The 22,068-nt window shown below is 48.3% G+C and carries 24 protein-coding genes; 7 read left to right on the top strand and 17 right to left on the bottom strand.

Features of this window, described 5'->3' with window-relative positions; genetic code table 11:
- Nucleotide 1: 1 nt before the first annotated feature.
- Nucleotides 2-1,366, bottom strand: a complete 1,365-nt coding sequence (locus tag WCV72_02160; protein MFA6458174.1) for a sulfite exporter TauE/SafE family protein — start codon at nucleotides 1,364-1,366, stop codon at nucleotides 2-4.
- 16 nt (nucleotides 1,367-1,382) lie between these two features.
- Nucleotides 1,383-1,658 carry a metal-sensing transcriptional repressor gene (locus tag WCV72_02155; GenBank protein MFA6458173.1) on the bottom strand — a complete coding sequence of 92 codons (276 nt, stop codon included), beginning with the start codon at nucleotides 1,656-1,658 and terminating at the stop codon, nucleotides 1,383-1,385.
- Between the two features lie 130 nt (nucleotides 1,659-1,788).
- Between WCV72_02155 and WCV72_02150 the strand changes: the two genes are divergently transcribed.
- Together WCV72_02150 and WCV72_02145 are read left to right on the top strand one after the other, a co-directional pair.
- Complete coding sequence (locus tag WCV72_02150; GenBank protein MFA6458172.1) at nucleotides 1,789-2,373, top strand: rubrerythrin family protein; 585 nt, start codon at nucleotides 1,789-1,791, stop codon at nucleotides 2,371-2,373.
- A 95-nt stretch (nucleotides 2,374-2,468) separates the two neighbouring features.
- A complete protein-coding gene (locus WCV72_02145; protein MFA6458171.1) occupies nucleotides 2,469-4,064 on the top strand; it encodes an S-layer homology domain-containing protein in 1,596 nt (531 codons plus the stop codon).
- A gap of 1 nt (nucleotide 4,065) precedes the next feature.
- On the opposite strand, the gene WCV72_02140 is transcribed toward WCV72_02145, so the two are convergent.
- The 6 genes from WCV72_02140 to WCV72_02115 form a co-directional block, all read right to left on the bottom strand.
- Nucleotides 4,066-4,989 (bottom strand): hypothetical protein, encoded by a 924-nt coding sequence (locus tag WCV72_02140; GenBank protein ID MFA6458170.1) that lies wholly within the window; start codon nucleotides 4,987-4,989, stop codon nucleotides 4,066-4,068.
- Nucleotides 4,990-5,088: 99 nt separating this feature from the next.
- The gene (locus WCV72_02135) at nucleotides 5,089-6,264 is read right to left on the bottom strand and encodes a S1 RNA-binding domain-containing protein (protein MFA6458169.1); all 1,176 of its coding nucleotides are present in this window, start codon (nucleotides 6,262-6,264) and stop codon (nucleotides 5,089-5,091) included.
- Between the two features lie 440 nt (nucleotides 6,265-6,704).
- Entirely contained in the window at nucleotides 6,705-7,379 is a 675-nt protein-coding gene (locus tag WCV72_02130; GenBank protein ID MFA6458168.1) for a hypothetical protein, read from the bottom strand.
- The gene (locus tag WCV72_02125; GenBank protein ID MFA6458167.1) at nucleotides 7,376-7,576 is read right to left on the bottom strand and encodes a YtxH domain-containing protein; all 201 of its coding nucleotides are present in this window, start codon (nucleotides 7,574-7,576) and stop codon (nucleotides 7,376-7,378) included. Before WCV72_02125 ends, WCV72_02130 begins: the two co-directional genes overlap by 4 nt.
- Nucleotides 7,569-8,282: a hypothetical protein gene (locus WCV72_02120; GenBank protein ID MFA6458166.1), complete on the bottom strand. Its 714-nt coding sequence runs from the start codon at nucleotides 8,280-8,282 to the stop codon at nucleotides 7,569-7,571. Before WCV72_02120 ends, WCV72_02125 begins: the two co-directional genes overlap by 8 nt.
- Nucleotides 8,283-8,292: 10 nt before the next feature.
- On the bottom strand, nucleotides 8,293-8,736 hold the full coding sequence (locus tag WCV72_02115; GenBank protein ID MFA6458165.1) for a signal peptidase II: 444 nt from the start codon (nucleotides 8,734-8,736) through the stop codon (nucleotides 8,293-8,295).
- Nucleotides 8,737-8,797: 61 nt separating this feature from the next.
- On the opposite strand from WCV72_02115, the gene WCV72_02110 reads away from it, so the two are divergent.
- Nucleotides 8,798-9,127, top strand: a complete 330-nt coding sequence (locus WCV72_02110; protein MFA6458164.1) for a hypothetical protein — start codon at nucleotides 8,798-8,800, stop codon at nucleotides 9,125-9,127.
- Nucleotides 9,128-9,172: 45 nt separating this feature from the next.
- Here the strand turns inward: WCV72_02110 and WCV72_02105 are convergent, their stop codons facing one another.
- The 3 genes from WCV72_02105 to WCV72_02095 form a co-directional block, all read right to left on the bottom strand.
- A complete protein-coding gene (locus tag WCV72_02105) occupies nucleotides 9,173-9,502 on the bottom strand; it encodes a hypothetical protein (protein ID MFA6458163.1) in 330 nt (109 codons plus the stop codon).
- Nucleotides 9,503-9,648: 146 nt separating this feature from the next.
- Nucleotides 9,649-10,065 carry a hypothetical protein gene (locus WCV72_02100; GenBank protein MFA6458162.1) on the bottom strand — a complete coding sequence of 139 codons (417 nt, stop codon included), beginning with the start codon at nucleotides 10,063-10,065 and terminating at the stop codon, nucleotides 9,649-9,651.
- A 60-nt stretch (nucleotides 10,066-10,125) separates the two neighbouring features.
- Nucleotides 10,126-10,416, bottom strand: coding sequence for a hypothetical protein (locus tag WCV72_02095; protein MFA6458161.1), 291 nt, complete (start codon nucleotides 10,414-10,416; stop codon nucleotides 10,126-10,128).
- A gap of 75 nt (nucleotides 10,417-10,491) precedes the next feature.
- Between WCV72_02095 and glyA the strand changes: the two genes are divergently transcribed.
- A complete protein-coding gene (gene glyA / locus WCV72_02090; protein MFA6458160.1) occupies nucleotides 10,492-11,742 on the top strand; it encodes a serine hydroxymethyltransferase in 1,251 nt (416 codons plus the stop codon).
- Here glyA and WCV72_02085 read toward each other — a convergent pair.
- A complete protein-coding gene (locus WCV72_02085; GenBank protein ID MFA6458159.1) occupies nucleotides 11,739-12,491 on the bottom strand; it encodes a hypothetical protein in 753 nt (250 codons plus the stop codon). The genes glyA and WCV72_02085 overlap by 4 nt on opposite strands.
- Nucleotides 12,492-12,577: 86 nt before the next feature.
- On the opposite strand from WCV72_02085, the gene WCV72_02080 reads away from it, so the two are divergent.
- Together WCV72_02080 and WCV72_02075 are read left to right on the top strand one after the other, a co-directional pair.
- A complete protein-coding gene (locus WCV72_02080; GenBank protein MFA6458158.1) occupies nucleotides 12,578-13,879 on the top strand; it encodes a homoserine dehydrogenase in 1,302 nt (433 codons plus the stop codon).
- Between the two features lie 292 nt (nucleotides 13,880-14,171).
- A complete protein-coding gene (locus tag WCV72_02075; GenBank protein ID MFA6458157.1) occupies nucleotides 14,172-15,287 on the top strand; it encodes a glycosyltransferase in 1,116 nt (371 codons plus the stop codon).
- Here the strand turns inward: WCV72_02075 and WCV72_02070 are convergent.
- Nucleotides 15,284-15,871 carry a hypothetical protein gene (locus WCV72_02070; protein MFA6458156.1) on the bottom strand — a complete coding sequence of 196 codons (588 nt, stop codon included), beginning with the start codon at nucleotides 15,869-15,871 and terminating at the stop codon, nucleotides 15,284-15,286. The two genes, WCV72_02075 and WCV72_02070, sit on opposite strands and share 4 nt — an antisense overlap.
- Before the next feature lie 3 nt (nucleotides 15,872-15,874).
- Nucleotides 15,875-16,795, bottom strand: a complete 921-nt coding sequence (locus WCV72_02065) for a transketolase C-terminal domain-containing protein (GenBank protein MFA6458155.1) — start codon at nucleotides 16,793-16,795, stop codon at nucleotides 15,875-15,877.
- Between the two features lie 138 nt (nucleotides 16,796-16,933).
- Between WCV72_02065 and WCV72_02060 the strand changes: the two genes are divergently transcribed.
- On the top strand, nucleotides 16,934-17,221 hold the full coding sequence (locus tag WCV72_02060; GenBank protein MFA6458154.1) for a zinc-ribbon domain containing protein: 288 nt from the start codon (nucleotides 16,934-16,936) through the stop codon (nucleotides 17,219-17,221).
- A gap of 27 nt (nucleotides 17,222-17,248) precedes the next feature.
- Here WCV72_02060 and WCV72_02055 read toward each other — a convergent pair whose 3' ends face one another.
- The 3 genes from WCV72_02055 to WCV72_02045 form a co-directional block, all read right to left on the bottom strand.
- Nucleotides 17,249-18,268 carry a hypothetical protein gene (locus tag WCV72_02055; protein ID MFA6458153.1) on the bottom strand — a complete coding sequence of 340 codons (1,020 nt, stop codon included), beginning with the start codon at nucleotides 18,266-18,268 and terminating at the stop codon, nucleotides 17,249-17,251.
- A 29-nt stretch (nucleotides 18,269-18,297) separates the two neighbouring features.
- The gene (locus tag WCV72_02050) at nucleotides 18,298-20,664 is read right to left on the bottom strand and encodes a phosphoketolase family protein (protein ID MFA6458152.1); all 2,367 of its coding nucleotides are present in this window, start codon (nucleotides 20,662-20,664) and stop codon (nucleotides 18,298-18,300) included.
- A 185-nt stretch (nucleotides 20,665-20,849) separates the two neighbouring features.
- Nucleotides 20,850-22,037: a type III PLP-dependent enzyme gene (locus WCV72_02045; GenBank protein ID MFA6458151.1), complete on the bottom strand. Its 1,188-nt coding sequence runs from the start codon at nucleotides 22,035-22,037 to the stop codon at nucleotides 20,850-20,852.
- Between the last annotated feature and the right edge of the window lie 31 nt (nucleotides 22,038-22,068).

The following is a 22,068-nucleotide window of genomic DNA, read 5'->3' as shown; positions in this document are numbered from 1 at the left end:
ATTAATCAGTCACGATGAAGTGACCATTTAGCATTCCCATTCCACAGGAGAATGGTAGATTGCCCGACTCAGTCGGAGTGAATTCCAAGATGTTCAGACCTTCCTTTAATTTTTTGCTGAGACCAAGCTTAGGAATCACGACTTCATTCGAACAGCCGGTGACATTGATGCCCGTGATTTCCCAACGCACAGGCACGTCTTTTTTTACACGGAACTCCGTCGGGCTGAAATCCCAATCTACATTCATTTTGACTGTTTGTATCGCGCCAATGGTCGAATTATTATCAGTCACGCTCGCTAGCACTGTCGCGTTGTTGCCGTTTTTCCAGAAATCCAAAGTGAAACTTGAGCCAGTCAAAACTAGGCCAGAATTGAGCGAGTAAAGAGCGAAGAAAATTATAATGACGCCGATTACTCGATTGAGCAAATTAAATTTCTGTTTCTTCGCGTAGCTGGAGCCGATGCCGACCGCCAGGAGCGCCGGAAGAGTTCCGAGCGCGAAAGCGCCCATGATTGCTGCGCCAGTAAGAAAATTGCCCGAAGCGACTGCTGCCAGCTGCGTTGACTGCGTGAAGCCGCAGGGCAAGAAAAAAGTCAGCGCGCCAATGAGGATGGGTGCTAGACGGTGATCACTAGCTTGGAGTTGATTGATTTTATGCGAGAATTTTTTAGGCAAATGAAAACCGAGCTTGGTGATATTCGGCAAGATTTCTAAAATTTGCAGACCTATATAGAGCATTACGATTGCAATTAGGATTATGAAGTAGCCAGTGAAGGTAGCTGAGTAATCGAGCTTGCTGCCAATTAATCCCAGAATACCACCGAGCAAGATAAATCCGCCGATGCGACCAAAGTGAAAATAAATGTGGGGAAGCGCGCGACTCCAAAAAGGATACCGCGCGTCTTCGCGCACGGGATACATATTGCCGAAGCTCAGTACGATACCGCCGACTAAAACTAGGCAGGTCGAAAGCGAAGCAACTACTCCGAGCAGCAGGGCAATCATGACATTCACTTGGCTGCCGAAGTCAGGAAAAAATTTCGCGATCTCGATTTTATTAATCAAGAACGCGCCGATAGTCACACAGATGATTATTAAAATAATTTGGAGATAGTCGCGCCAAGTTTTTTTTGACTGTGGCGCACGATTTTTCTCTCCCGTCGTAACGACCTGATAGCCGCAGCGCTTGATAATCTCGATAATCTTTTGCCGCGGAACTGCGTCGACGCAGCGAACCTCGGCCGAGCCGCTACGGTGTGAAACTTCACACTTCTGGACATCGCCTAATTTGCGTAGTTCATTTTCCAATAAAACCTCGCAGCTTTTGCAGTGCATACCGGCGATGTGAAAAATTTCTTTGGACATTTTAAAAATTTAAAAATTATTTGCTTTGGGCAATCTTGATTACCTTGAGTAGTTCGACCATCATTTCATCTGTTCGTTTAGTATTATTTTTCTTGATGGCATCTTTGATGCAGCCATTCACATGTCCGTCGAGTAAGCTCTGGTTCGCGCTGCGGAGCAGCCCGATAATCGCCAGATTTTGCTGAATGATGTCGATACAGTATTTGTCCTCCTCAATCATTCGGAAAACTTTTTCGAGTGAGGATTTGGCTTTTTTTAAAGCGATTGTTGTTTTGGCGGTGTTGTGAGCCATGATAAGTTTAGTTAAATTTATTAATACCAGTACCTATGGTATAGGTACCAGGTAGGAATTGCAAGTGAATTTTTGGCGTTTCCCAAATCAAAATCGGGAGGTTAAAATTAACTTCCTCTTAATTTCACACATGAACGAAACTATCCAAAATCTCGCGAAGGCTTTCATCGGCGAAAGCCAGGCGCGCAACCGCTACACTTTTTACGCGAAGACAGCGCAAAAAGAAGGCTTCGAACAAATCGCTGCGATTTTCGAAGAGACTGCGACGCAGGAGTCTGAGCACGCGAAGTGGCTCATGCGGATGATTCAGGATCTGAAAAAGAATTCAGCTGAAGATTTGTCCGAGATTAAAGTTGAAGCGGGTGCACCGACGATTTTCGCGGCGACTGCGGAAAATTTGCGGGCGGCAATTGCGGGCGAAAATCACGAACACACGGCGATGTATCCCGAATTTGCGGCGACAGCTGAAAAAGAAGGTTTCCCAGAAATTGCGGCGCGGTTGCGGGCGATTGCCAAGGCGGAGATGCACCACGAGGAGCGCTACAAGAAATTGCTGGCGGTGCTCGAAAATAATTCTATTTTCAAAAAGGTCGAAGAGGTCGAGTGGGTTTGTCGCAAATGCGGTCACACGCATCGCGGCTTGACGCCACCGGAACACTGTCCGAGCTGTGGTCATCCGCCGGCGTATTTTCAGCTCAAGTGCGAAAATTTTTGATTTAATCGAGGCGATCAAGTTGGTCATATTTAGTTTTGCGGAGGTATTGCAATTCAAAATAATTGTGTCAAAATAGTTAGCCTTAATTCAATCCTATGCGCAAAATTTTTGTGACACTCGCGGCAACGCTGTTTGCGTGCTCGAGTGCGCTCGCTTTTTCCGATGTCAGTTCGGATAACGGATATAAAACAGCGATTGATTATCTCGCGAAGCAGAGAGTCGTGAGCGGATTTTCCGACGGAGAATTCAAACCGCAGCAGCGGATTACTCGCGCCGAGCTCGCGAAAATTGTCGTCGGTGCGCGCGGTGAGAGTCCGAGCGTGCGCGAATTCAAATCTTGTTTCGATGATGTTGCGAACGAGTGGTACGCACGGTTCGTTTGTTTTGCCAAAAATTCGAATTGGCTCAGCGGCTACACTGACGGCAAATTTCGACCGGGTGCGGAGGTCAATCGGGCCGAAGCGGCGAAAATCATCGTGAATGCGCTCGGGCTCGCGCTCGATGATTCGGAGAATTTCTCTGATGTGAATTCCAATGTGTGGTACGCGCCATATGCGAATACGGTGCGCGCGCGGAATTTGCTGGATGCTACGACTTTCGCAGCCAGCACAAAAATCACACGCGGTGAAGTCGCCCAAATGATTTACCGCACGCTCGTCATCAAAAAATCTGGCGCAAGCAAATTCACTTTTGGTCTCATCGCTGGATTCGATACACGAACCAAGCCGGCGACGATCATTAGCTCAACGCTTGATTTTGCAAACGCGCAGAATAGTAATTTAGCACTCAGTAAATGGCAAATTACGAATGGTGTGTGGATGCTTAAGCCCGCACTCGAATTTAACGGTGGTACTTATTATTTCGCGACTCCGCAAGATTATGTTGCTGCAATTAAGACAATTCAAAAACACTTTGCGTTACTTGGCTTCCATAATTTTGATTCCAGTCTGACTAAATTTATTTCCGAATTCCAAAATGTTTTGGGGCGGTCTTCTGGCGTGATTACACCGACGATTATTCCCGCCAAACCGAATACTGCGGTTGGTATCGCGGCGAATTTCACTGGTGTCGATCTCGCGAATGAGTCGGCAGTGGCGGGCAGCGGTGGCGCATTCGCGACATTCAATAACAGCAAAATCTATGTCGGCTACGAAGTGCTCGCGCCGCTCAATTACAATCCGGTCGTCGTGAGCTTCACCAATGGCAGGCAAAATTGGGTGCGCCGTGATTACGAAACTTCGTCTGATGAAAGTTTGGCTTACGGAATTTTGTGGACGGATGCGAATTCGGCTTTCGTCGTCTTCACTTCGCGCGGCATTGAGGAAAATATCACTTCCGATTTCCGTCGTTTCACCCGTCTGGGTTGGCTGTCGGATTATGGTATTGGCAGCGGACACCAGATTGCGGTCGTCACGAAGATTAATCCGGCTGACGGTGGTGTGCAGGCGGCGACTTTCCTCTCGGCGCGTGAGCCGAGTGGCACGACGAATTCGCTTATAATTACTGGTCTCAAGATGTATGGCAGTAATTTAATCGTTTCAGCTGACGCTTGGGTGGCGCCGCGACGCGTGAACACTCAGCCGATGGACAAAAAATTGTCGGCGGGTAATGAACCTTTCGCTTACGAAATCGAATTCACACCGAATTTGCAGACGGCAGTGCGAGCGGTCGCCCCGACCTACGGACAATAATTCAGCCGCGCGCGAAAAACTCCGCGCGGTCGAATTCGACGAGCGTCGCGTCCCAAACGCGCTTGCCGGGTTTCGTCGCGCGCTTACTTTCGAATTCGATTCCGGCGAAAACCTTGTTTTTTAAAAAATCGTATTTAGCAGTCAATATAGAGCTCTCGTTTTTGACGGCGCGAAAATCGGCGCCGTGGAGTACATAAAAATTGAAGCTTTCCGAGAAATCTTCAAACGGATCAGTCATGGCATAGCCACTGACGAAGTCTTTGCGGTCGGCGAGATAATTTTTTTCGCTCTCGTTGCGCCAGCTCAGCTGATAAAATGTGACGCTTGGGTCATTGGCTGGTACAGGAATTTTGCCGTCGACGAATTCGCTCGGTGCGAGCGAGTCACCTTTTAATTTTCCAAGGTCGACGATGTGACCGAGCTCGTGAACGAGCACCGCTACGACTTCATCGTCACTGATTTCTCCGCAGCGTAATTCGATGAGGCGCGAATTTGCGAGTCCACGCGGATTGCGTTTGGCAAAAATTAATTTCATTTCCTCGAGCGAGCTAGTCAAATCAGCTGGTAGAGCGGCGAGCGTGCTTTCGACCAAGGATTTGCAGCTCTCGACCTCGGTGGCACCGACGATTGGTTCACTCGCGAGTAGCTCGATTTTCAAGTTGCGGGCGTCAAATTTGGCAGCAAGATTTTTGACATCGCTGAGTGGTCGTTGGACGGTTGTTGTTTTCGGCAAATCCGGGATGAAGCGATTGGCGGCTTGCGGTGGTTCGCTGGCAAAAATTATCGGCAGCTCAAGCGTGGGTACATTTTCGACCGGGTACAGTTTTTCCTCTGCGAAAAATCCGAGCGCAGTGTGCGTGCCGATGGCGACGGCTGCGCAGACGAGCAGGGCGAAGGCGATTTTTGAAAATTTGAGAGTGGGCATTGCCGCGCGAAAAGGGACTCAATTTACGAAAAAAAAGGCTTTCTGTCAAGTCAGAGAAAGCCTTTTAAGTCGTATTGATTTCAGGATTTAGTTCACCGCTTATTCATCTTTTGCGGACTTTTTCTTTTTCGGTTTTTCCTCACCAGCTTCTTCTGTGTCAGCTTTCTTCTCGGTCTTTTTTGCGGAAGGCTTTTTCGGTTTAGCGGCGTTGTCGAGATCTTTCACCGAAAGCGCGATACGGTGGTCGTCTGGATTGATTTCAATAATTTTCGCCGTCACTGCGTCGCCGACTGCGAATTCAATTTTTTCCTCATTTTCCGAGGTGTGCAGGAGTCCGCTCACATCGTCGGTCAATTGCACGAGCGTGCCGAAAGGTGTGATTTTTTCGACTGTGCCATTGACAGTATCGCCGACTGAAAACTGCTCAATATTTTTCAGCCACGGATCAGTCGTGAGTCGTTTCATCGAAAGCGAAATTTTGTCTGGGCTGATGCCGATGACGACTGCCTCCTTATCTTCACCGACGCGTGCGTAATTCGCTGCGTCCGTTACTTTGCCCCACGCGACTTCGGAGAGGTGGACGAGCCCTTCGAGTCCGTCACCAAACATGATGAAAATGCCGAAGTTGACGATGCCCGTCACTTTACCGGAAATTTTCTGACCAACCGAAAGCTTCGCAATGGCGGCGGTGCGCTTCTTCGCAAGTCCGGCTTTTTCCGACAGAATTAATTTATTCTCGTCTGGTTCGGCGGTGAGGACCTGGACGGTGAATTTTTCGCCGACGAATTTCGCCAGCTTCGACAAAATCTCACTGGCGTTGGCACCATTCACGCGCGGGTAGTGCTCGGGTGCGAGCTGGCTCACCGGGATGAAAGCGCGGATGCCGTTGAATTCAGTCATGAGTCCGCCCTTGTTTGCTTCGCGAATCGTGACATCGATTGTCTCGTCCGTGTCGCGCATTTCCTGCAATTTTACCCAGGCTTTTTCACGACTCGCTTTGCGCAGACTTAGGACATAGTAGCCGTCGGCATTTTCTTCCTCGACGACATAAGCCGTGACATCGTCACCCTCGACCAATTTCTTCGCTGTATCGAAACCGTCGATTGCCTCGCGACCAGCGATGATACCGGTGTAAGTGCCGTTGATTTCGACCAAAATCCGGTTGTTCGAAATGTTCACAACCTTGCCGGTGACCGGCTGTCCGGGTTGTGGTGGCGCGGGGATTTCGTCCTCGGCCAAAAGCGCAGCCATCGCGCGATTATCTTTTTTACTCATTGTGCGGTGGGTTAAAAAATAAAAGCTTTCTCACGATTTCCGCGAACCGCGAAAAAGCCGACGGATTCTACGGGTAAATTTTTATTTCGTCAAAACTCAGCGACATGGAGCATGGAGCATGGAACATTGAGCATGAAGGGTGGTCGGTTGTTAAGTCATTGGTCATTGGGTTCGGAGGGTCGTTGAGTCGCCAAGTCATTGAGTGGATTTTCTAAAATCGCGCTGGTGTAAAGTGGTGGGTTAATTGAACTGACGGAAGGCTACAAATTTTTAAATTTTTACAATTTTTAATTTTATAAATAAGTCCCAAATCCAAATTTTTAAAAATTAGAAATTAAGATTTATTTAAAAATTACAAAATTAAGAATTAAAAATTACCCCTAGAACATTGAAGATATTCGAAAATTCTGTACAGCTCAAATCTCGAATTAGCTTGGAGATTAGAATTCACCGCCACCAAGGCTTTTGGTCGCTTCGATTTGGTTTTTGATCTTGAGCAACACTGATTTCAAAATGAAGTCCGCGAATTGTTCGATGCGCGTGAATTCCAGCTCAATCTTCCGTTCCACCAAAAAATCACGCGTCACGAAAGTAGTCAGCTTCACGAGGCTCGGGAAAAGCTCACCTTCGGGTGAGACGGCAGTCGCGAGCAGGCGCGCCGGCTGGGTCAGCCCGAATTCGAGTAAGCCGAAGCTCCACACATCGAGCGCATTTTTCACTTCGGGCGGGAAGTCAGTATGCGCGACGAGCGTGCGTTCGCCGACTTTGGGTGCGATTAGGATCTGCGCGTTTTCGCCGAGTACGACCTCGAATTCTTTCTGTGCCTCGACCTCGACGAGTGCGAGAATTCCGAGAATCAAACCAGCTGGGATATTGTGATCAAGGCAGCGTGAAATCAAAATCATCGCGGCAGTATTCGAGCGCGTTTGCAGAAACTTGCCAATCACTTTCGCCAGACGGTCATCCTTGGCGCGCGCTTTGCCTTCCGCTTTTTTCAGCGCCTTTTGCGCCTTTTGGGTTTTGCGAATTTGCTCGCGAAAAACTTCGTCGGAAATCTCAGTAGCTTTACTGCCGCCGCTTTCATCGTCAATCGGATTCAGGCTTTCGAGACTCATTCTTCGTTTTCTTCGAGCTCGTGAATTTTGTCCTCAATTTTGCCCCAAATCCTGCGTGCTTTTTTCTTTAAAAGATTTTGTGTTTTCTTGGGTGTGAGGTGTATACCCAAAACCGAGGCGATAGCACCGCCGATTATAAGTCCTGCGAGTAATTTGCCGCCGGATTTTTTTTCGGGATTTTCGTTAGAATTAATCATTTAAAGGATCTTGACCCCAAGTTTGGTAAATCCAATGGTAAAGCATTTCAATCATAGTCGTGAATGCGCCGAAGAAAAACCAAATTGTTGGGAGAATTGCGAACAAAATTATCGTGATGCCTTTGCCGCCACCGCTACCAGTCGCAAGCTCGGCAGTGGTTGACGCCGCCTGACCAAGTTGATAAATCAACGCATTCGCCACGAGAGTCGCTAAAATTGCGAATACGATGCCATAAATTGTGATGAGATTTTGGCGGCTCCCTTGTGAATTCGAAAGCTCGAGGATGAACATGCTCGCGAATGCCGAAGCAACGAGCTGAATTGTCGCGACGAGCATTACTAATCTCAAGTCTTCACCAGAGCTAATAACTGCGAGAAAATGAGCTGGCAAAAGAAAAAGAAAAATTAAAATATTTAAGGAGATTATGTTCATCAAGACTTTGCGCGTGTCGGCGTATTTTTCACGGTCGATGATCGCAAAAATAAAAACACCAAAGCAATTTGTGATGAGTGCCGTGATGAGCCCCATCACGACCGTGGCGAAAGTCAAAAATGGTCCGGAAACTCCTTGGCTGCCGAAGGTGTCAACGCCGAGCAACACAAAAATCAACAAGATCAGCATTCCGATTGAGCCGATGCCGATGCCTGCGAGCGACTTGAAAAAGAAAAGTGGGAAATGAACTTCGCGCGGCGGAATAAATGGCATCGCAGGTGGGTTAATTTTTCTTGAAAATTTTGGAATGAAAGGCGATGAGAGTGGCGACACCGAGCGTGAGCGCCGTGTCGGCGAGATTGAAATTCGGAATGATGCTGAGGGCGACGAAGTCGGTGACATGGGCGAAAATAATTCTTTCGCCGAGATTCGCGAGGGCTCCACCGAAAATTATGCCAAATGCGAATGCACCAATTTTAGAGGTTTTGCGGACATTTTTCACGAAAATATTTCCGAGTATACCAAGTGCAACGAGCGAGAGCAGGATGATCCAGACGCGCGGGAATTCGATGCCGAAAGCGAGATTGGAATTTTCGACAAACTCCAATTTCAAAAACGGCAGAATTTTGTGCGGTACGAATAGATATTTTTGTGCGCCAAACTTCGTCAGGATGTCGAGAAAAACGATTCCTGTGAGCGCGCCCCAAAATATTCCTCGATTTTTCATCGTCGGAATTTTAGCAAAATTAAATTTTCGGTTAAACTTGTTTCCAGATTTAATTTGAAATATGAGTTTGCGAAATTTAGCTACCGAAGCAATGGTTGAGGTCGAATCATTCCAAGATATTTTGGATCAAGCCCCAGAAGGAGAGAATTTGCAGTTGTTTAATTTGAATCTTGTCCTTCCCTCGCATCTTCGGGGCGACACAGAGTTGGCAGCCAAAAGACTCAGTCAATTTGTGGACGAGACTCGTCGGGTTATCGGAAGTGCTTTTGCTTCGGTGGGAGAAAAAGCTGAAATTATTGGTTTTAAGGTTGCCGAAAAAAATCGCCGCGATGAAATTGTGCAGGTTCTTGAGCTGAGCATTTCGATTTCCGAGCTTGACCTCGCGGCTTAATTCATCGTCTGCGAGGTAGATGAGCTAAGCGCAAAAAGATGGACTTTAGGAAAACGAGTAAAGCGAGTAACGAGAATCTTCAAGACCTTCAAACAAGGCGCGAATATTTCGTCGGCAGTTTTTTTGCATTTCCTCTTCTTTTTTATTTTCGCAAAGATCATCGACAAAAGACTCGACCAGATTCCAGGAAAGAATTACTTTTTTGCTTTTTTCTCTCGCGTCTTCCAAAAGTCGAATAATCTCAAGGCTGACCTTAGGGCTTTTGTCTTTTCTGGACTCCACTTCTTCAAGCAAAAAGTCTGTATAAGAATGGTGGATTTCGTAGCCGGGTTTTTTGAGTTGCCGGGTTTTTCTTGCCGTAAGTCTTCTTTCCATTGCAAATGATTTTTAAAGGTGGAGAATTTTATAGATTTTCATTGCGTCTGCCAAGCTTTTTTAATTCCGAAAACAATGGATTGTAAATTTTTTCCGACCATAAACCGCAAGCTTCGAATTTGCGGCGTAGCTCGGTCGTTTTACGCTTAGGCTAAAAGCTTCTTGTATTTTTTAAGAAGATCTCTGGGTAGATTATCTCTGAGTGCCGCCAGGAGATTGGAATCGATTTCGCCTCTTGGTTTTTTATATGGCAGGCGCCTATTTGATTCTGAAAATATTCTCCGCATGGTTTGGCGTATGTCGTTGTCTATATTATCCGAGTTAATTTTCTCCAGCGCGGCGACTCGTTCGTCAATAAATTGTTCAACTAATTCTCGTGGAATATAAGCTTTTCGCTTTTCACTCAGGCTTGTTTCCATAATCCCGACTATTGCGTCTCTGGATTCATTGCGTTCGACTTTCCAGTTTTTGATTAATTCAATCAAAAAGCGCACTTGTGTCGCCAGGATTTCGTAATCAGCTGTTGCGGCTTCCTTATCGTGCAGAGAAATATCTTTAGACATTTATAAATAAAAAATTAGAAAATAAGGTGGAAAATTTTACGAGTAGAGAAATAGATTTTTTTAGAAGCCGATTGGTTCTTCGAGATCTTCAAAGATGGCGCGAATATTTTCTCGGCAATACGGACTGCGATCATCTTTGCTTTCTGGGTCAGTGCAAACATCATCGACAAAAGCTTCAACTAAATTCCAGGAAAGTTTTACCCTCTGCCACCTCCTGACACCCTCTTCTAAGAGTCGAATGATTTCGAGTGTTACTTTAGGACTTTTTTCTTTCCATTTGTCCACCTCCTCAACAAGAGAACGGATTTGCATTCGGTCAACTTCGTAAGGCGGCTTAGCTGCTTCTTTCATAATTAAGAAGAAATGTTAGTGGAAAATTTTACAGGTTTTCATTACACTTGCCAAGCTTTTTTAATTCCCTAAAAGATGGATTACAAATTTCTGCCAACGGTCGACCCGCAAGTTTTGGAATTGTTGCGCGCTGAGGAAGCTCGTCAGAAGTCCGGACTGGAGCTGATCGCTTCGGAAAACTACGCTTCGGCGGCGGTGCTCGAGACGATGGCTTCGGTGCTGAATAACAAATACTCCGAAGGCTATCCAGGCAAAAGATATTACGCGGGCAATGAAGTCGTCGATTCGGTCGAGAGTCTCGCCATCGAGCGCGCGAAAAAACTTTTTGGCGCGAACTTCGCAAATGTCCAAGCCTTGTCCGGTTCGCCCGCGAATCTCGCGGTCTACTTCGCGCTGGTGCAGCCGGGCGACACGATTCTCGGATTGAAGCTCGATCACGGCGGACATCTGTCACACGGTCATCCGATTAATTTCACGGGCAAAACTTACAATTTCGTGCAGTACGGTGTGAATCCTGAGACTGGTCGCGTCGAGATGGACGAGGTGGAAAGATTGGCGAAAGAGCACAAACCCAAAATGATTGTGGCTGGATTTTCAGCTTACTCGCGTGATTTCGACTGGGTGCGTTTCAAACAAATCGCGGACGAAATCGGCGCACTGACTTTCGCGGACATCGCGCATGTCGCTGGGCTGATTGCCGGCAGGGCGATTGCTTCGCCGATCGAAGCGGGCTTCGATGTCGTCACGACGACGACACACAAAACTTTGCGCGGACCACGCGGCGCACTCATTTTTTCGAAGACCGAGGAAATTGCGAAGAAAATCAATCGCTCGGTTTTCCCGGGCTTGCAGGGTGGACCGCACGAGCATGTCATCGCGGCGATTGCAGTCGCGCTCGGCGAAGCTTTGCAGCCAGAGTTTTCCGAGTACGCGAAAAAAGTTATTCAAAACGCGCAAACTCTGGCGACGCAATTGATTGCCAAAGGTTTCAAAATTATTTCCGATGGGACGGACAATCACCTCATGGTTGTCGATTTGCAAAATAAAAATGTCGGCGGCAAAGAATTCACCGATGCGCTCGACCGCGCCGGAATTTCCGCCAGCGCTTCGACAATTCCGAACGATCCGAACCCGCCGATGAAACCAAGCGGCGTGCGACTCGGGACGGCGGCGATCACGACGCGCGGAATGGGGGAGGCGGAGATGGTGAAAATTGCCGAGTGGATTGATCGTGTCGCACAGAATTTCGCCAACGCCGACGAGCTCGCCAAAATCAAGAAAGAAGTCGAGGTACTAGCAGCTGACTTTCCAGTTCCCGGAATTTAGCCCAAATATTTTTTCATAAAATATTTTCCTTTTTCTGTTAGCTCAATAGTATTTTCTTTGTTCTTTTTATATTCAACAATTTCATTTACATGAAAGAATGGAATTACATCTTTATAGGATTCAGAACAATATCCTGAATTTCTATAAATACAGTCTTTTAGTTTTCCAAAATTAGAAAACAGGGAATTGTCTTTTAATTTTTCAAATTCTCCATCCCAGATTTGTTCTGGGGTTTTTGATTCTTTTATTTTTGTTTTTGTCGCGGAAATTTCTTTTTGGGTGTCGGCTTGCTTCTCAACTTCTTTTTTAATTTCTTTTAGTCCTTTTGATTCTTCTTTTTCAAATTCGATAGTTTTATTCCGAAACGCGGACTGTCTCTCGAAATGAAAATCTAAACTTTTATTATGCAGCTTGTTCGTAAATTTTGGGAAAATCCAAATCAGAAGAAGAGCAATTCCGAATGGTGGTACTAAATGAAAAAGAATCATGAAAATCCAATCTAAAATATTTATGGTCGGATAAACACAAAGTGGCTTCCAAAGACAGAAATTAAAATGAGATAAAAATGATAAATAATTTTCCGAAACATATTTGATTTTTGGTTCTCCGATTATTGCGGCATCTTCAAAAAACAAAACATAAAATATTTTCCAGTTCCAAAAAACCAAGGCCATAAAAAAAGTCCCGTAAAATGGGCTCGTTGTTTTTTCTTTCCACCAATCCGCAAGTGAGCTACATAATTCTTTCATGGCTATGATTTTAGCATTTACATAAATCGAAACTTCGATTTTTTTGGGGTAAAATTAAAGGTGTTGAGCCTTAATTTTTTTGTTCCATGCTTCAAACTTCATGTTCCACGATTCGAGTCGGTCTGCTCGGTTTCGGCGTCGTCGGCTCGGGTGTCGTCAAAGTTTTGCAAAAAAATTCCGCTGAAATTGAAAAACGAGTTGGTCGCAAGATTGAGCTGGCGGCGATTGCGGACCTCGATTTGAAAAGCGACCGCGGAGTCAAAGTGGACAAGAAAATTCTCACGACTGACGGCTTCGCAGTCTGCGCTGATCCGCAGATCGACATCATCGTCGAGACGGTCGGTGGCACAGGCATCGCCGCGAAATTCATCGAAACTGCTTTAAGCCACGGCAAGCATGTCGTGACAGCGAACAAGGCGCTGCTTTCCGAAAAAGGCGAGCCGCTTTTCGCACTGGCCGAGAAGCAAGGCAAACTTTTGCTTTTCGAGGCGGCGGTCGGTGGCGCGATTCCAATCGTGCGCACGCTCAAGACTGATCTCGCCAGTGAGAAGATTGAAAAGATTTTCGGCATTCTGAACGGGACTTGTAATTTCATTCTCACGAAATTGGCGAATGAAGGTGGCGAGTTTGCCGAAGTTCTCGCGGACGCGCAGCAGCGCGGCTTCGCTGAGGCTGACCCGACGCTCGACATCGAGGGCGGAGATACGGCGCACAAAATCGCGTTGCTGGCTTCGATTGCTTTTGGTGCGAAGATCGATTTTTCCAAAATTCACATCGAAGGCATTACGAAATTATCCGCCGCTGACTTCGAATTCGCGCGTCGTCTGAATCGCAAAATCAAACTCATCGCAATCGCGAAAAAAGAAAATGGTGAAATCGAGATTCGCGTGAACCCGACACTCTTGCCGATTGACTCGCCGCTCGCGAAGATTGACGGTGTGACGAATGCGATTGCGGTACATGGTCAAAATCTCGGTCAAATCATTCTCTCGGGTCCGGGTGCGGGCTCGCTGCCGACGGCGACGGCGGTGGTCGGCGATATCATCGAGGCGGCGCGCGGTTCGCAGATTCCGAGTCGCGGCATGCCGGAGAAATTGCTCCAAAAATTTCCAATCAAAAAAATCGACGCGATTGAGAGCGAATTTTATCTGCGCTTCGCAGTGAAGGATGTGGCGGGTGTGATTCGCGACATCTCAAATGTGCTGGCGAAATACGAGCTCAGCATTCGCGACATTTTGCAGCTTGATCTGAATGAATTTAAACGCGAGGTGCCGCTCGTGATTTTGCTGCACAAAAATTCCGAACTGCGCGTCCGTAAAGCGGTCGAAGAAATCAATCAGCTGAAATGCGTGAATGGCAAAACAGTCGTGCTGCGCGTTGAAGAATAATTTGATTCAGGCTGTTGGGACAGATTGGTTTTTTGGTGGTAAAATCTGGTTTTAAAATTTTAAGATGGGTAGCTTAGACAAATCACAGGGAGGATCGTCAAAGAGAGTCTCAGATGTATTTTTTATTCAGAGAGATAATTTACATCCTGACAATAACCCAAAACAACTTCCACTATCAGTCTCGAGAGAGAGAAAGTTGCTTGATGATGCGCTTAGAAAGATTGACGAAAAATATCGTCAAGCAAGAGTAGATGGGGAGTAATTTTTTTGAGGAATGTTAAAATTCCTCAAAATGCACTCTCAAAAAATCCGTGTCGCGCTCGTCCATGACTGGCTCACCGACTTCGGCGGTGCGGAGCGCGTGCTACTCGCACTGCATGAGATTTTTCCGGATGCGCCGATTTTCACGAGTTTCTTTCGTCCGGAGAATTTACCGATGTTTGCCGAGGCGGATGTGCGCACGAGTTATCTGCAAAAAATTCCGTTTGCCAAAAAACACCACCGCCTGTTTTTTCCTTTCATGCCGGCGGCGGTCGAGTCATTCGATTTGTCCGAATTTGATCTCGTGATCTCGGACTCTTCGTCGGGCTGCGCCAAGGGCGTGATTACGAAGCCGGAGACGCTGCACATTTGCTATTGCCACAATCCGAATCGCGCGCTCTGGGACGGTTCGCACGAATATCTGCGTTTGCACGAAAATAATTTCAACTGGCTCGCGCGCAAAATGATTCCGCGCCAGCTGATGAAAATGCGCATTTGGGATCGCGTCGCGGCGGATCGGGTCGATTACTTTTTGGCGAATTCCGAATTCGTAAGCAAGCGCATTCAAAAATATTACCAGCGCGATTCCTCTGTGATTTATCCGCCAGTCGAGACCAAAAGTTTTTCGCCGAGCGAGGAAAAAGCCAAGAATTATTTTCTCGCGGTGGGTCGACTGATTCCCTATAAACGCTTCGACCTCGCGATTCAGGCGGCGAATGTTTTGGGCGTGAAATTACGCGTCGTCGGAGTTGGCCCGGAGGAAAAGAAGCTGCGGGCGATGGCTGGTCCGACGGTGCAATTTTTTGGCAAAGTTTCGGAGGAAATTTTGCAGCGCATGTACCGGGAATGTCGTGCTCTTATATTTCCGCAGGTCGAAGACTTCGGACTGACTGCGGTCGAGGTGCAAGCTTCCGGTCGCCCGGTCGTCGCCTTTCGCGGTGGTGGCGCGTGCGAGACTGTGCGCCCGAATCATTCCGGAATTTTTTTCGCTGAGCAGACAGTCTCGAGCTTGGCCGACGCGCTGCAGCGGGCGAGCGCGAAGCGCTGGGTCAAGAAATCAATCGTCAAAAACGCGGAACGATTTGATATCGTCAATTTCAAAAAAAACATTCTCCAATTTGTCGAGGAGAAATTGTCAGAAAATTAGAACTTCCGCTCGATTTCAAAAAGATCAATCGTCCACTTGCCGTCGCGCAGGACGACCGCCGCTTTGCGAATCTCGGAATGGGTCGTGCCGTCGAAGCTCCACACCGCGTCTTTGCGGAAACGGAAATACTTAGTTGTAAGTTTGCTTTCATTCGGAATCCGTTCAATCTCAGTGATTTTTAATTTCCCAGAAATATCATTCTTCATCGAATTCTCAAGCTGCGCGGCGTAGGCCTCAGGGCTGCTCGCCAAAAATTCAGTGGTGCGCAGGGCGACGGCGGCTGTGTAATTGCCGGCATTAATTTCTTCGAAATATTTCATCAGTACCGTCTCGGCATCGCGCCAATTGCGTTGGTCCGTCGAAACTGCATCGGTCGTGTTCTGCGTAAAATAAACGAAGGACTGATTGGAATTTTCCTCTGTCGCGTTTGTCGTCGCGTCAAGTTCCACGAGCGGCAACTCCTGCGGGCGTTGCTTCACGGCATCGAGCTTGACGATGACATATGCGCCCGCCGTGATGAAAAGTGCCAAGCCGGAGATGACCAAGGCTGCCGGTATTTGGGATTTCTTTTTGCGTCGAAACATATTCTAAATTTTAGTGGAAATTTTTTGCGCGAGACCGTCGGCGTCCAGTCCGTATTTTCTCAGCAAATCCTCACTAGTGCCACTCTCGCCGAAGCCGGTCATACCGATGCGGGTAAGTTTGCAGTCACAATTATTCTCCGCGATGAGCTCGGCAATCGCGCTGCCGAGTCCACCGATCACTGAGTGATCTTCGGCAGTGAAAACCTTTTGGAATTTTTGGAGCAGCGGGAGGATTGTCGCCGCGTCGAGCGGGGCGAGTGTCGAAACATTCACGACAGTCAGATTTTTGCCCTGCGATTTCAAACTTTCTGCCGCGGCGAGTGCGAAGGGTACTTCCGTGCCGATGGCGAAAATTACGCCGTCATTACCTTCGCGCAAAATATCAGCCTTGCCCAAATTAGCTTCAAATTTCTCATCATAAACGAAGGGAACTTTTTGTCGTCCGAGTCGGAGGTAGCAGGGAGATTGCTCCGCGGCGATGGCACGCGTCATTGCGCGTGCTTCGAAATAATCCGCCGGGCAATAAACTCGCAAACCGGGCAGGCCGCGCATGAGACTCAAATCTTCGAGTGCTTGGTGGGTCGCGCCATCCTCGCCGGTCAAAATTCCGGCGTGGCTGCCGACGAGTTTCACATTGTTTCCGGAATAGCAGACCGACTGACGAATCTGGTTGTAGCCGAGTCCGGTCAAGAAAGCGGCGAAAGTCGCGGCAAAGGGAATCTTGCCGCCGTGCGCGAGACCAGCCGCGACGCCGACCAGATTTTGCTCGGCGATGCCGACATTCCAAGCGCGCGCCGGATACTTTTCCGCGAATTTCAGCGTCTGGACCGAGTGGCGTAAATCGGCATCCACGACCACGACTGCCGGAATTTTTTCCGCAATGTCGAGCAAGCCGTCACCGAAGCCTTCACGAGTTGATTTCATCGGGCGGATTTTACACGAAAAAAATTTGCTTTTCCTAAATAAAAGTTTAGAATATCAGTAATTTCCGGAAAATCGGTTCGACGGAGGGTTCTAACTTTCCATTCGCCATTTCAACGGAAAGTTTTAACCCCCTTTACAATGTCTGACGATCAGACAACATCCGCCGCTGGCGGCGACAAATCCCTCCATTGTGAGGAATGTGGCAAAGATTTCATCTTTACCGCAGGCGAGCAGGAGTTCTACGAGGAAAAAGGCTTCACTCCGCCGAAACGCTGCCCAGAGTGCCGCGCTGCCAAGAAAGCAGCCGGTCGCCAGTTCACGAAAGTGACCTGCGCTGGTTGTGGCAAGGAAACCGAAGTTCCGTTCGTTCCGAGCGGAGACCGACCGGTTTACTGCCGCGAGTGTTTCGAAGCGAACAAAAGATAATTTTTTCGTTTCAAAAGAAAAGAGGGCCTAGTGCCCTCTTTTTTGTGCCTCCAAAATTTGCAGTGCGATTTCCGCGAGCTCGTCCGCGCGGATGACGGCGGTTTTTTTAATCTTCAAGAGTTTTAATTTCGCTCCGATTTTTCGGCGAATCACCGCGCTGCCGCTGCCGATGCCGCCCGAGAAAACGAGCAGATCGACGCCGCCCAAAATTCCCGCAAAAGCGAAAATTTGCTCGACGACGCGCTGCACGAAAATCTCGACTGCCAATTCGTAGTCGGGATTTTTCTTCGCTTCGCGCACGACTTTCGCGAAATCTTTTTCGCCCGTGAGTCCGAAAATTCCCGACTCTTCGTTCAGAATCTGTAAAACTTTTTTGGGTGAAACTTTCATTTGCTCGACCAAAAATTCAAACACGCCCGGGTCGAGATCGCCGGCGCGAGTGAGCATTGGCAGTCCGGCAGCGGGTGTGAATGCCATCGAAGTCTCGACGGATTTTCCATTCTGCACTGCCGTGACCGAAGCGCCGCCGCCGAGGTGGCAAATCAAAATCCGCGCTGGTACTTTCCCGCGCTCACGCAATTGGCGCAGAATGTTTTCGCAGGCGATGCCGTGGAAGCCGAATTTGCGGATGCCAAATTTTGCGGCGATTTTTTTTGCGATTGGCAGTGTGCGCGCGACGAGTGGCAGCGTGCGGTGAAAATTGGTGTCGAAGACGCCGACAATTTTCGCGCGCGGTAATTCGGCGCGAATCATTTTGACGAGCTGCACGGCGGGACGATTGTGCAGTGGCGCGAGCGCAATCAGCTTTTCCAGCTGGCGCAGTTCGCGCGCGCCGAGTAATTTTGGTTCACTGAAAATTTCGCCGCCGTGCACGATGCGAATTCCGAAAAGATCGATTTCATCAACATTTTTGATTTTCAATTTCCGCAAAATTTCCGCGAGCGCGTGGTCGCGATTTGGCGCGGTGAATTCCGCCAACTTTTTTTCGTCCTCAAAAAAAGCGCATTTTAGCGTCGCGGATCCGGGATTGAGTGCGAGGATTTTCAATTAGGGGATAGGGTTTAGGGTTTAGGTTGTTATTTTTTAGAATCATTCACCCAGTTTTCGATTTCGATTGGATCGACTCCATTTTTCATTATGAATTCATGGTGCGTGCGAATTTTCTTGGCGATGATTTTTTTAATCAAATTAAATTGCACGCGGGAAATATCTTTCTGCGCGCACAATTTTTCGGCTGCGTCGAGCGCGGTGTGGAAGCGCGAAGTGCGGTTGCGGACTTCGAGATCGAGCGGCGTGGTGGTCGAGCCTTCTTCTTCGTAGCCATTAATTTTCACACGATGACTGCCGGAATAATCGAACAGCAGTTTTTTGATTGTGTGCGGATAGCCGTGGAAATTAAAAATCACATTTTTGTCAGTCGTGAAAAATCGGTCCAAGAATTTCGAATTTGTCGCGGTCGTCGGATCGCCGACACCGAGCGCGGTCAGCTCACTGACATTCACGAAGCGCAGCCGAATTTGCGGCAAAAGCTCGCGCAAAATTTTCAGTGCGGCGAGCGACTCATTCGTCGCGTAGTCACCACTTGCTGCCAACACAATTTGCGGATTACGGTCGCTCAAGAATTTCCACTCCATGATGCCAGCGCGCATTTGCCGTCGCGCTTCGGGCAGCGTGAGCCACTGCGGTAAATCTTTTTTGCCGACGACAATCAAGTTCAATTTGTTGCGCGAACGCAAAGTTTCTTCCAGCGTGGCGAGCAGCGAATTCGCATCGGGCGGCAGAAAGGCGGAAATCAAATTCCCGTCTTTCTCGAGCATGCTCGAAAGTAGCGAAGGATTCTGGTGCGAGAAACCGTTGTGGTCTTGGCGTTCCAAGAGCGAAGTCAGAATTAAATTTAATGCGGGCAGGGGCGGGCGAAATTTCACGCCGTGCGAAGCTTTCACGAATTTGCAAAATTGGTCAGCCATACTCGCGACGATTTGCGTAAATGCTTCGTAGCTCGCGAAAAAACCGTGGCGACCGGTCGCGACATAGCCGTGCAACATGCCGAAAAGCGTATGCTCCGAAAGTAATTCCATCACGCGACCCTCGCGCGCGAAGTCGCGATCCCATTTTTCGAGTGGCCATTGCCAGCTTCTTTTCGTCACGCGAAAAATTGCTTCGAGTCGATTCGAATAAGTTTCGTCCGGTGAAAAGAGGCGGATGTTTTTTTTGTTTGTCGCGAAGACCTGCGCCAAAAATTCGCCGCCGACGGCCATCGCACTTTTTTGCGTTACGCCGCGCGCTTTGATTGCTACCGCGAATTTTTCAAGTCGCGGTAATTTCAAATTCTTCACCACTTCGCCACCGCGCGCGAATTTTTGCGTCCCGCAACTTTTGCCGAGGCGGGGAATCAATTTCGCGATGGCGGAATCAAGCTTTAATTTTCCGCTCGGCAGGACTTGGATGAGCTCGGCGAAACGGTAGGATTGCAGCCATTTTTCCAGCTTCCGCAAATTCTCTGGATTCTCGCGGACATCTTCAATCACGACTTGGTGCGAGAGGCAGTTGCTCTCCAATTTCTTCGCGCCGTCGGATTTCACTCCAGTCCAGCCTTTCGGCGTGCGCAAAATCACGACTGGCCACCTCGGCTTCACGACTGCTTTGCCACTGCGCGCTGACTTTTGAATTGCGCGAATTTCCGCCAGGGCGGCATCCATTTCGTGCGCCATTTTTGCATAAACTTTTTCAGCGTGACCAGTGACGAAGTGCGGCGCGTAGCCTAGTCCGGTGAAAAATTTTCGAATTTCTGCATCGCTCATTCTCCCGAGCACTGTCGGTCCGGAAATTTTGTAACCGTTCACATGGACGATTGGCAAGACGGCGCCATTCTCGCGCGGTGACAAAAGTTTGTTGCAATTCCACGCCGCCGCGAGTGGTCCGGTCTCCGCTTCGCCGTCACCGACGAGACAGACCGTCACTAAATTCGGATTATCCAGTACGCTGCCGAAAGCGACCGAGAGTGAGTAGCCGAGCTCGCCGCCCTCGAGGATCGTGCCGGGTGCGGCGGGATTCGAATGGCTCGGGTAGCCGTAGGGCGCAGAGAATTTTCCGCAAATTTCGGCAAGACCTTTGTGCGTAAACGGAATTTTCTCCGGATAAAAATGCGCGAGCGATTTTTCCAAAAAAAGATTCGCTTGGACGGCAGGGAAGCCGTGACCAGGACCGGCGATGAAAAGAAAATCGGCGTTCGTTTTTTGAATCAGGCGATTCACATTCGCATAAACAAAATTAATCCCCGGGCAGGTGCCCCAGTGACCGAGCAGGCGCGCCTTGATGTCACTCGATTGCAATTCGCGCTCCAGCAAAAAATTATCACGCAAATAAATCTGAGCGACGGCGAGATAATTAGTCGCGCGCACATATTTTTGCAGCGCAGCAATTTCTGTTTTTGGGATGGTCATTTTTATATTAGTTTCTCGGTATTTTAACATGTTTTTTTATTTTTTTCAATGACGCAAAACCTGAATCCCAAAACTAATTTAGATTTGGGCGGCGATGAATTTTCGAATTTTCCAGTCTCGTAATTTATGGAACATGGAACATGGAACATGGAACATGGAACATGGAACATGGAACATGGAACAAGCTATTCTGCTTCATGCTTCAGAATATACTCACGCAGCGGAGGGATACCGTTGAATTCAATCGAGCTGTATGAGGTCGTGTAAGCGCCAGTCGAGAAAATATAAATGCGGTCGCCTTCGCGGCTTTTTTTCGGGAGTGTGTATTTGAAATTCTCGTACAAGACATCGACGCTGTCGCAGGTCGGACCGGCGAGAATCACTTCGCGCAAGTCACGCGAGTGTCTTTCGGTGAAGATCGGATATTTAATCGCCTCGTCCGTCGTCTCGATTAGTCCGCCGAATTTCCCGACATCGAGAAAAACCCACTCGGTTTCGCTGGTCGCTGATTTTTTCGCGATTGTAACAATCTCGCTCACAATCACGCCGGCATCGCCGACAATCGAGCGACCCGGCTCGACAAAAATTTCCGGCATATTCGCGCCAAAATTTTTCTTCAAAAAACGCTTGATTTCTCGGGCGTAAATTTTGAGATTTTGCGCCGGCTGTAGATATTTAGACGGGAAGCCGCCGCCCAAATTAATCGCGCGCAAATTCACGCCCTCGTGTTTCGCCAAACCGAAAATCTGTTTGACCTGTCCGATGGCGTTGTCCCACTGACCGATGTGGCGTTGCTGCGAGCCGACATGGAAGGAAATACCGTAAGGATCGAGTTTGCGTTTTTTCGCTTCGATAATCAGGTCATAAATCATGTCGGGGTGCGCGCCGAATTTCCGCGAGAGTGGCCAGTCTGCACCGCTGCCCTCCGTGATGAGCCGGAAAAAGATTTTTGATCCGGGGGCGCGACGGGCAATCTTCCGCAAATCTGAGAGTGAATCCGTCACGAAAATCCGTACGCCCTTTTTGTAAGCTGATTCAATGTCGGCTTCTTTTTTGATCGTGTTGCCGAAGCTGATTCGGTCGGCTGACACGCCGAGGTCGAGTAATTTATCAATTTCAAAAATCGTCGCCGCATCAAAATTTGACCCCTTTTTGTGGAGCAGCTTAATCACGCGCGGATTGGGATTGGCCTTAATCGCGTAATAAATCGCCGCCGTAGGGAAATTCTCGTGGAGCTCGTCGTAGTTCTGCGCGATTTTTTCCAGATTGATAATCAAAAAAGGTGTCGCCTTATCCGCGGCAAACTTTTTGATTTCCTCAAACTCAGCCTTACTCACGAAATTTGAGATTTTGCGGGTGGTGGAAGTGAGCATCAAAGATTGCGAGAAATGGAGCGGATGATCC

This window comes from Patescibacteria group bacterium (genome assembly GCA_041665585.1).
GTDB lineage: Bacteria > Patescibacteriota > Gracilibacteria > JAHISY01 > JAHISY01 > JAHISY01.
The sequence above is the reverse complement of the archived record's forward strand: the minus strand, read 5'-3'. Positions and strand labels throughout refer to the sequence as shown.

Excerpts from the sequence above, each read along its gene's own strand:
- WCV72_02155 (MFA6458173.1), bottom strand. The coding sequence starts at position 1,658 with ATGGCTCACAACACCGCCAAAACAACAATCGCTTTAAAAAAAGCCAAA.
- WCV72_02105 (MFA6458163.1), bottom strand. The coding sequence starts at position 9,502 with ATGGAAAGAAGACTTACGGCAAGAAAAACCCGGCAACTCAAAAAACCC.
- WCV72_02115 (MFA6458165.1), bottom strand. The coding sequence starts at position 8,736 with ATGAAAAATCGAGGAATATTTTGGGGCGCGCTCACAGGAATCGTTTTT.
- WCV72_02110 (MFA6458164.1), top strand. The coding sequence starts at position 8,798 with ATGAGTTTGCGAAATTTAGCTACCGAAGCAATGGTTGAGGTCGAATCA.
- WCV72_02075 (MFA6458157.1), top strand. The coding sequence starts at position 14,172 with ATGCACTCTCAAAAAATCCGTGTCGCGCTCGTCCATGACTGGCTCACC.
- WCV72_02050 (MFA6458152.1), bottom strand. The coding sequence starts at position 20,664 with ATGACCATCCCAAAAACAGAAATTGCTGCGCTGCAAAAATATGTGCGC.
- WCV72_02095 (MFA6458161.1), bottom strand. The coding sequence starts at position 10,416 with ATGAAAGAAGCAGCTAAGCCGCCTTACGAAGTTGACCGAATGCAAATC.
- WCV72_02045 (MFA6458151.1), bottom strand. The coding sequence starts at position 22,037 with ATGCTCACTTCCACCACCCGCAAAATCTCAAATTTCGTGAGTAAGGCT.
- glyA (MFA6458160.1), top strand. The coding sequence starts at position 10,492 with ATGGATTACAAATTTCTGCCAACGGTCGACCCGCAAGTTTTGGAATTG.
- WCV72_02070 (MFA6458156.1), bottom strand. The coding sequence starts at position 15,871 with ATGTTTCGACGCAAAAAGAAATCCCAAATACCGGCAGCCTTGGTCATC.
- WCV72_02100 (MFA6458162.1), bottom strand. The coding sequence starts at position 10,065 with ATGTCTAAAGATATTTCTCTGCACGATAAGGAAGCCGCAACAGCTGAT.
- WCV72_02150 (MFA6458172.1), top strand. The coding sequence starts at position 1,789 with ATGAACGAAACTATCCAAAATCTCGCGAAGGCTTTCATCGGCGAAAGC.
- WCV72_02160 (MFA6458174.1), bottom strand. The coding sequence starts at position 1,366 with ATGTCCAAAGAAATTTTTCACATCGCCGGTATGCACTGCAAAAGCTGC.
- WCV72_02145 (MFA6458171.1), top strand. The coding sequence starts at position 2,469 with ATGCGCAAAATTTTTGTGACACTCGCGGCAACGCTGTTTGCGTGCTCG.
- WCV72_02135 (MFA6458169.1), bottom strand. The coding sequence starts at position 6,264 with ATGAGTAAAAAAGATAATCGCGCGATGGCTGCGCTTTTGGCCGAGGAC.
- WCV72_02085 (MFA6458159.1), bottom strand. The coding sequence starts at position 12,491 with ATGAAAGAATTATGTAGCTCACTTGCGGATTGGTGGAAAGAAAAAACA.
- WCV72_02125 (MFA6458167.1), bottom strand. The coding sequence starts at position 7,576 with ATGATTAATTCTAACGAAAATCCCGAAAAAAAATCCGGCGGCAAATTA.
- WCV72_02130 (MFA6458168.1), bottom strand. The coding sequence starts at position 7,379 with ATGAGTCTCGAAAGCCTGAATCCGATTGACGATGAAAGCGGCGGCAGT.
- WCV72_02060 (MFA6458154.1), top strand. The coding sequence starts at position 16,934 with ATGTCTGACGATCAGACAACATCCGCCGCTGGCGGCGACAAATCCCTC.
- WCV72_02140 (MFA6458170.1), bottom strand. The coding sequence starts at position 4,989 with ATGCCCACTCTCAAATTTTCAAAAATCGCCTTCGCCCTGCTCGTCTGC.
- WCV72_02065 (MFA6458155.1), bottom strand. The coding sequence starts at position 16,795 with ATGAAATCAACTCGTGAAGGCTTCGGTGACGGCTTGCTCGACATTGCG.
- WCV72_02080 (MFA6458158.1), top strand. The coding sequence starts at position 12,578 with ATGCTTCAAACTTCATGTTCCACGATTCGAGTCGGTCTGCTCGGTTTC.
- WCV72_02120 (MFA6458166.1), bottom strand. The coding sequence starts at position 8,282 with ATGCCATTTATTCCGCCGCGCGAAGTTCATTTCCCACTTTTCTTTTTC.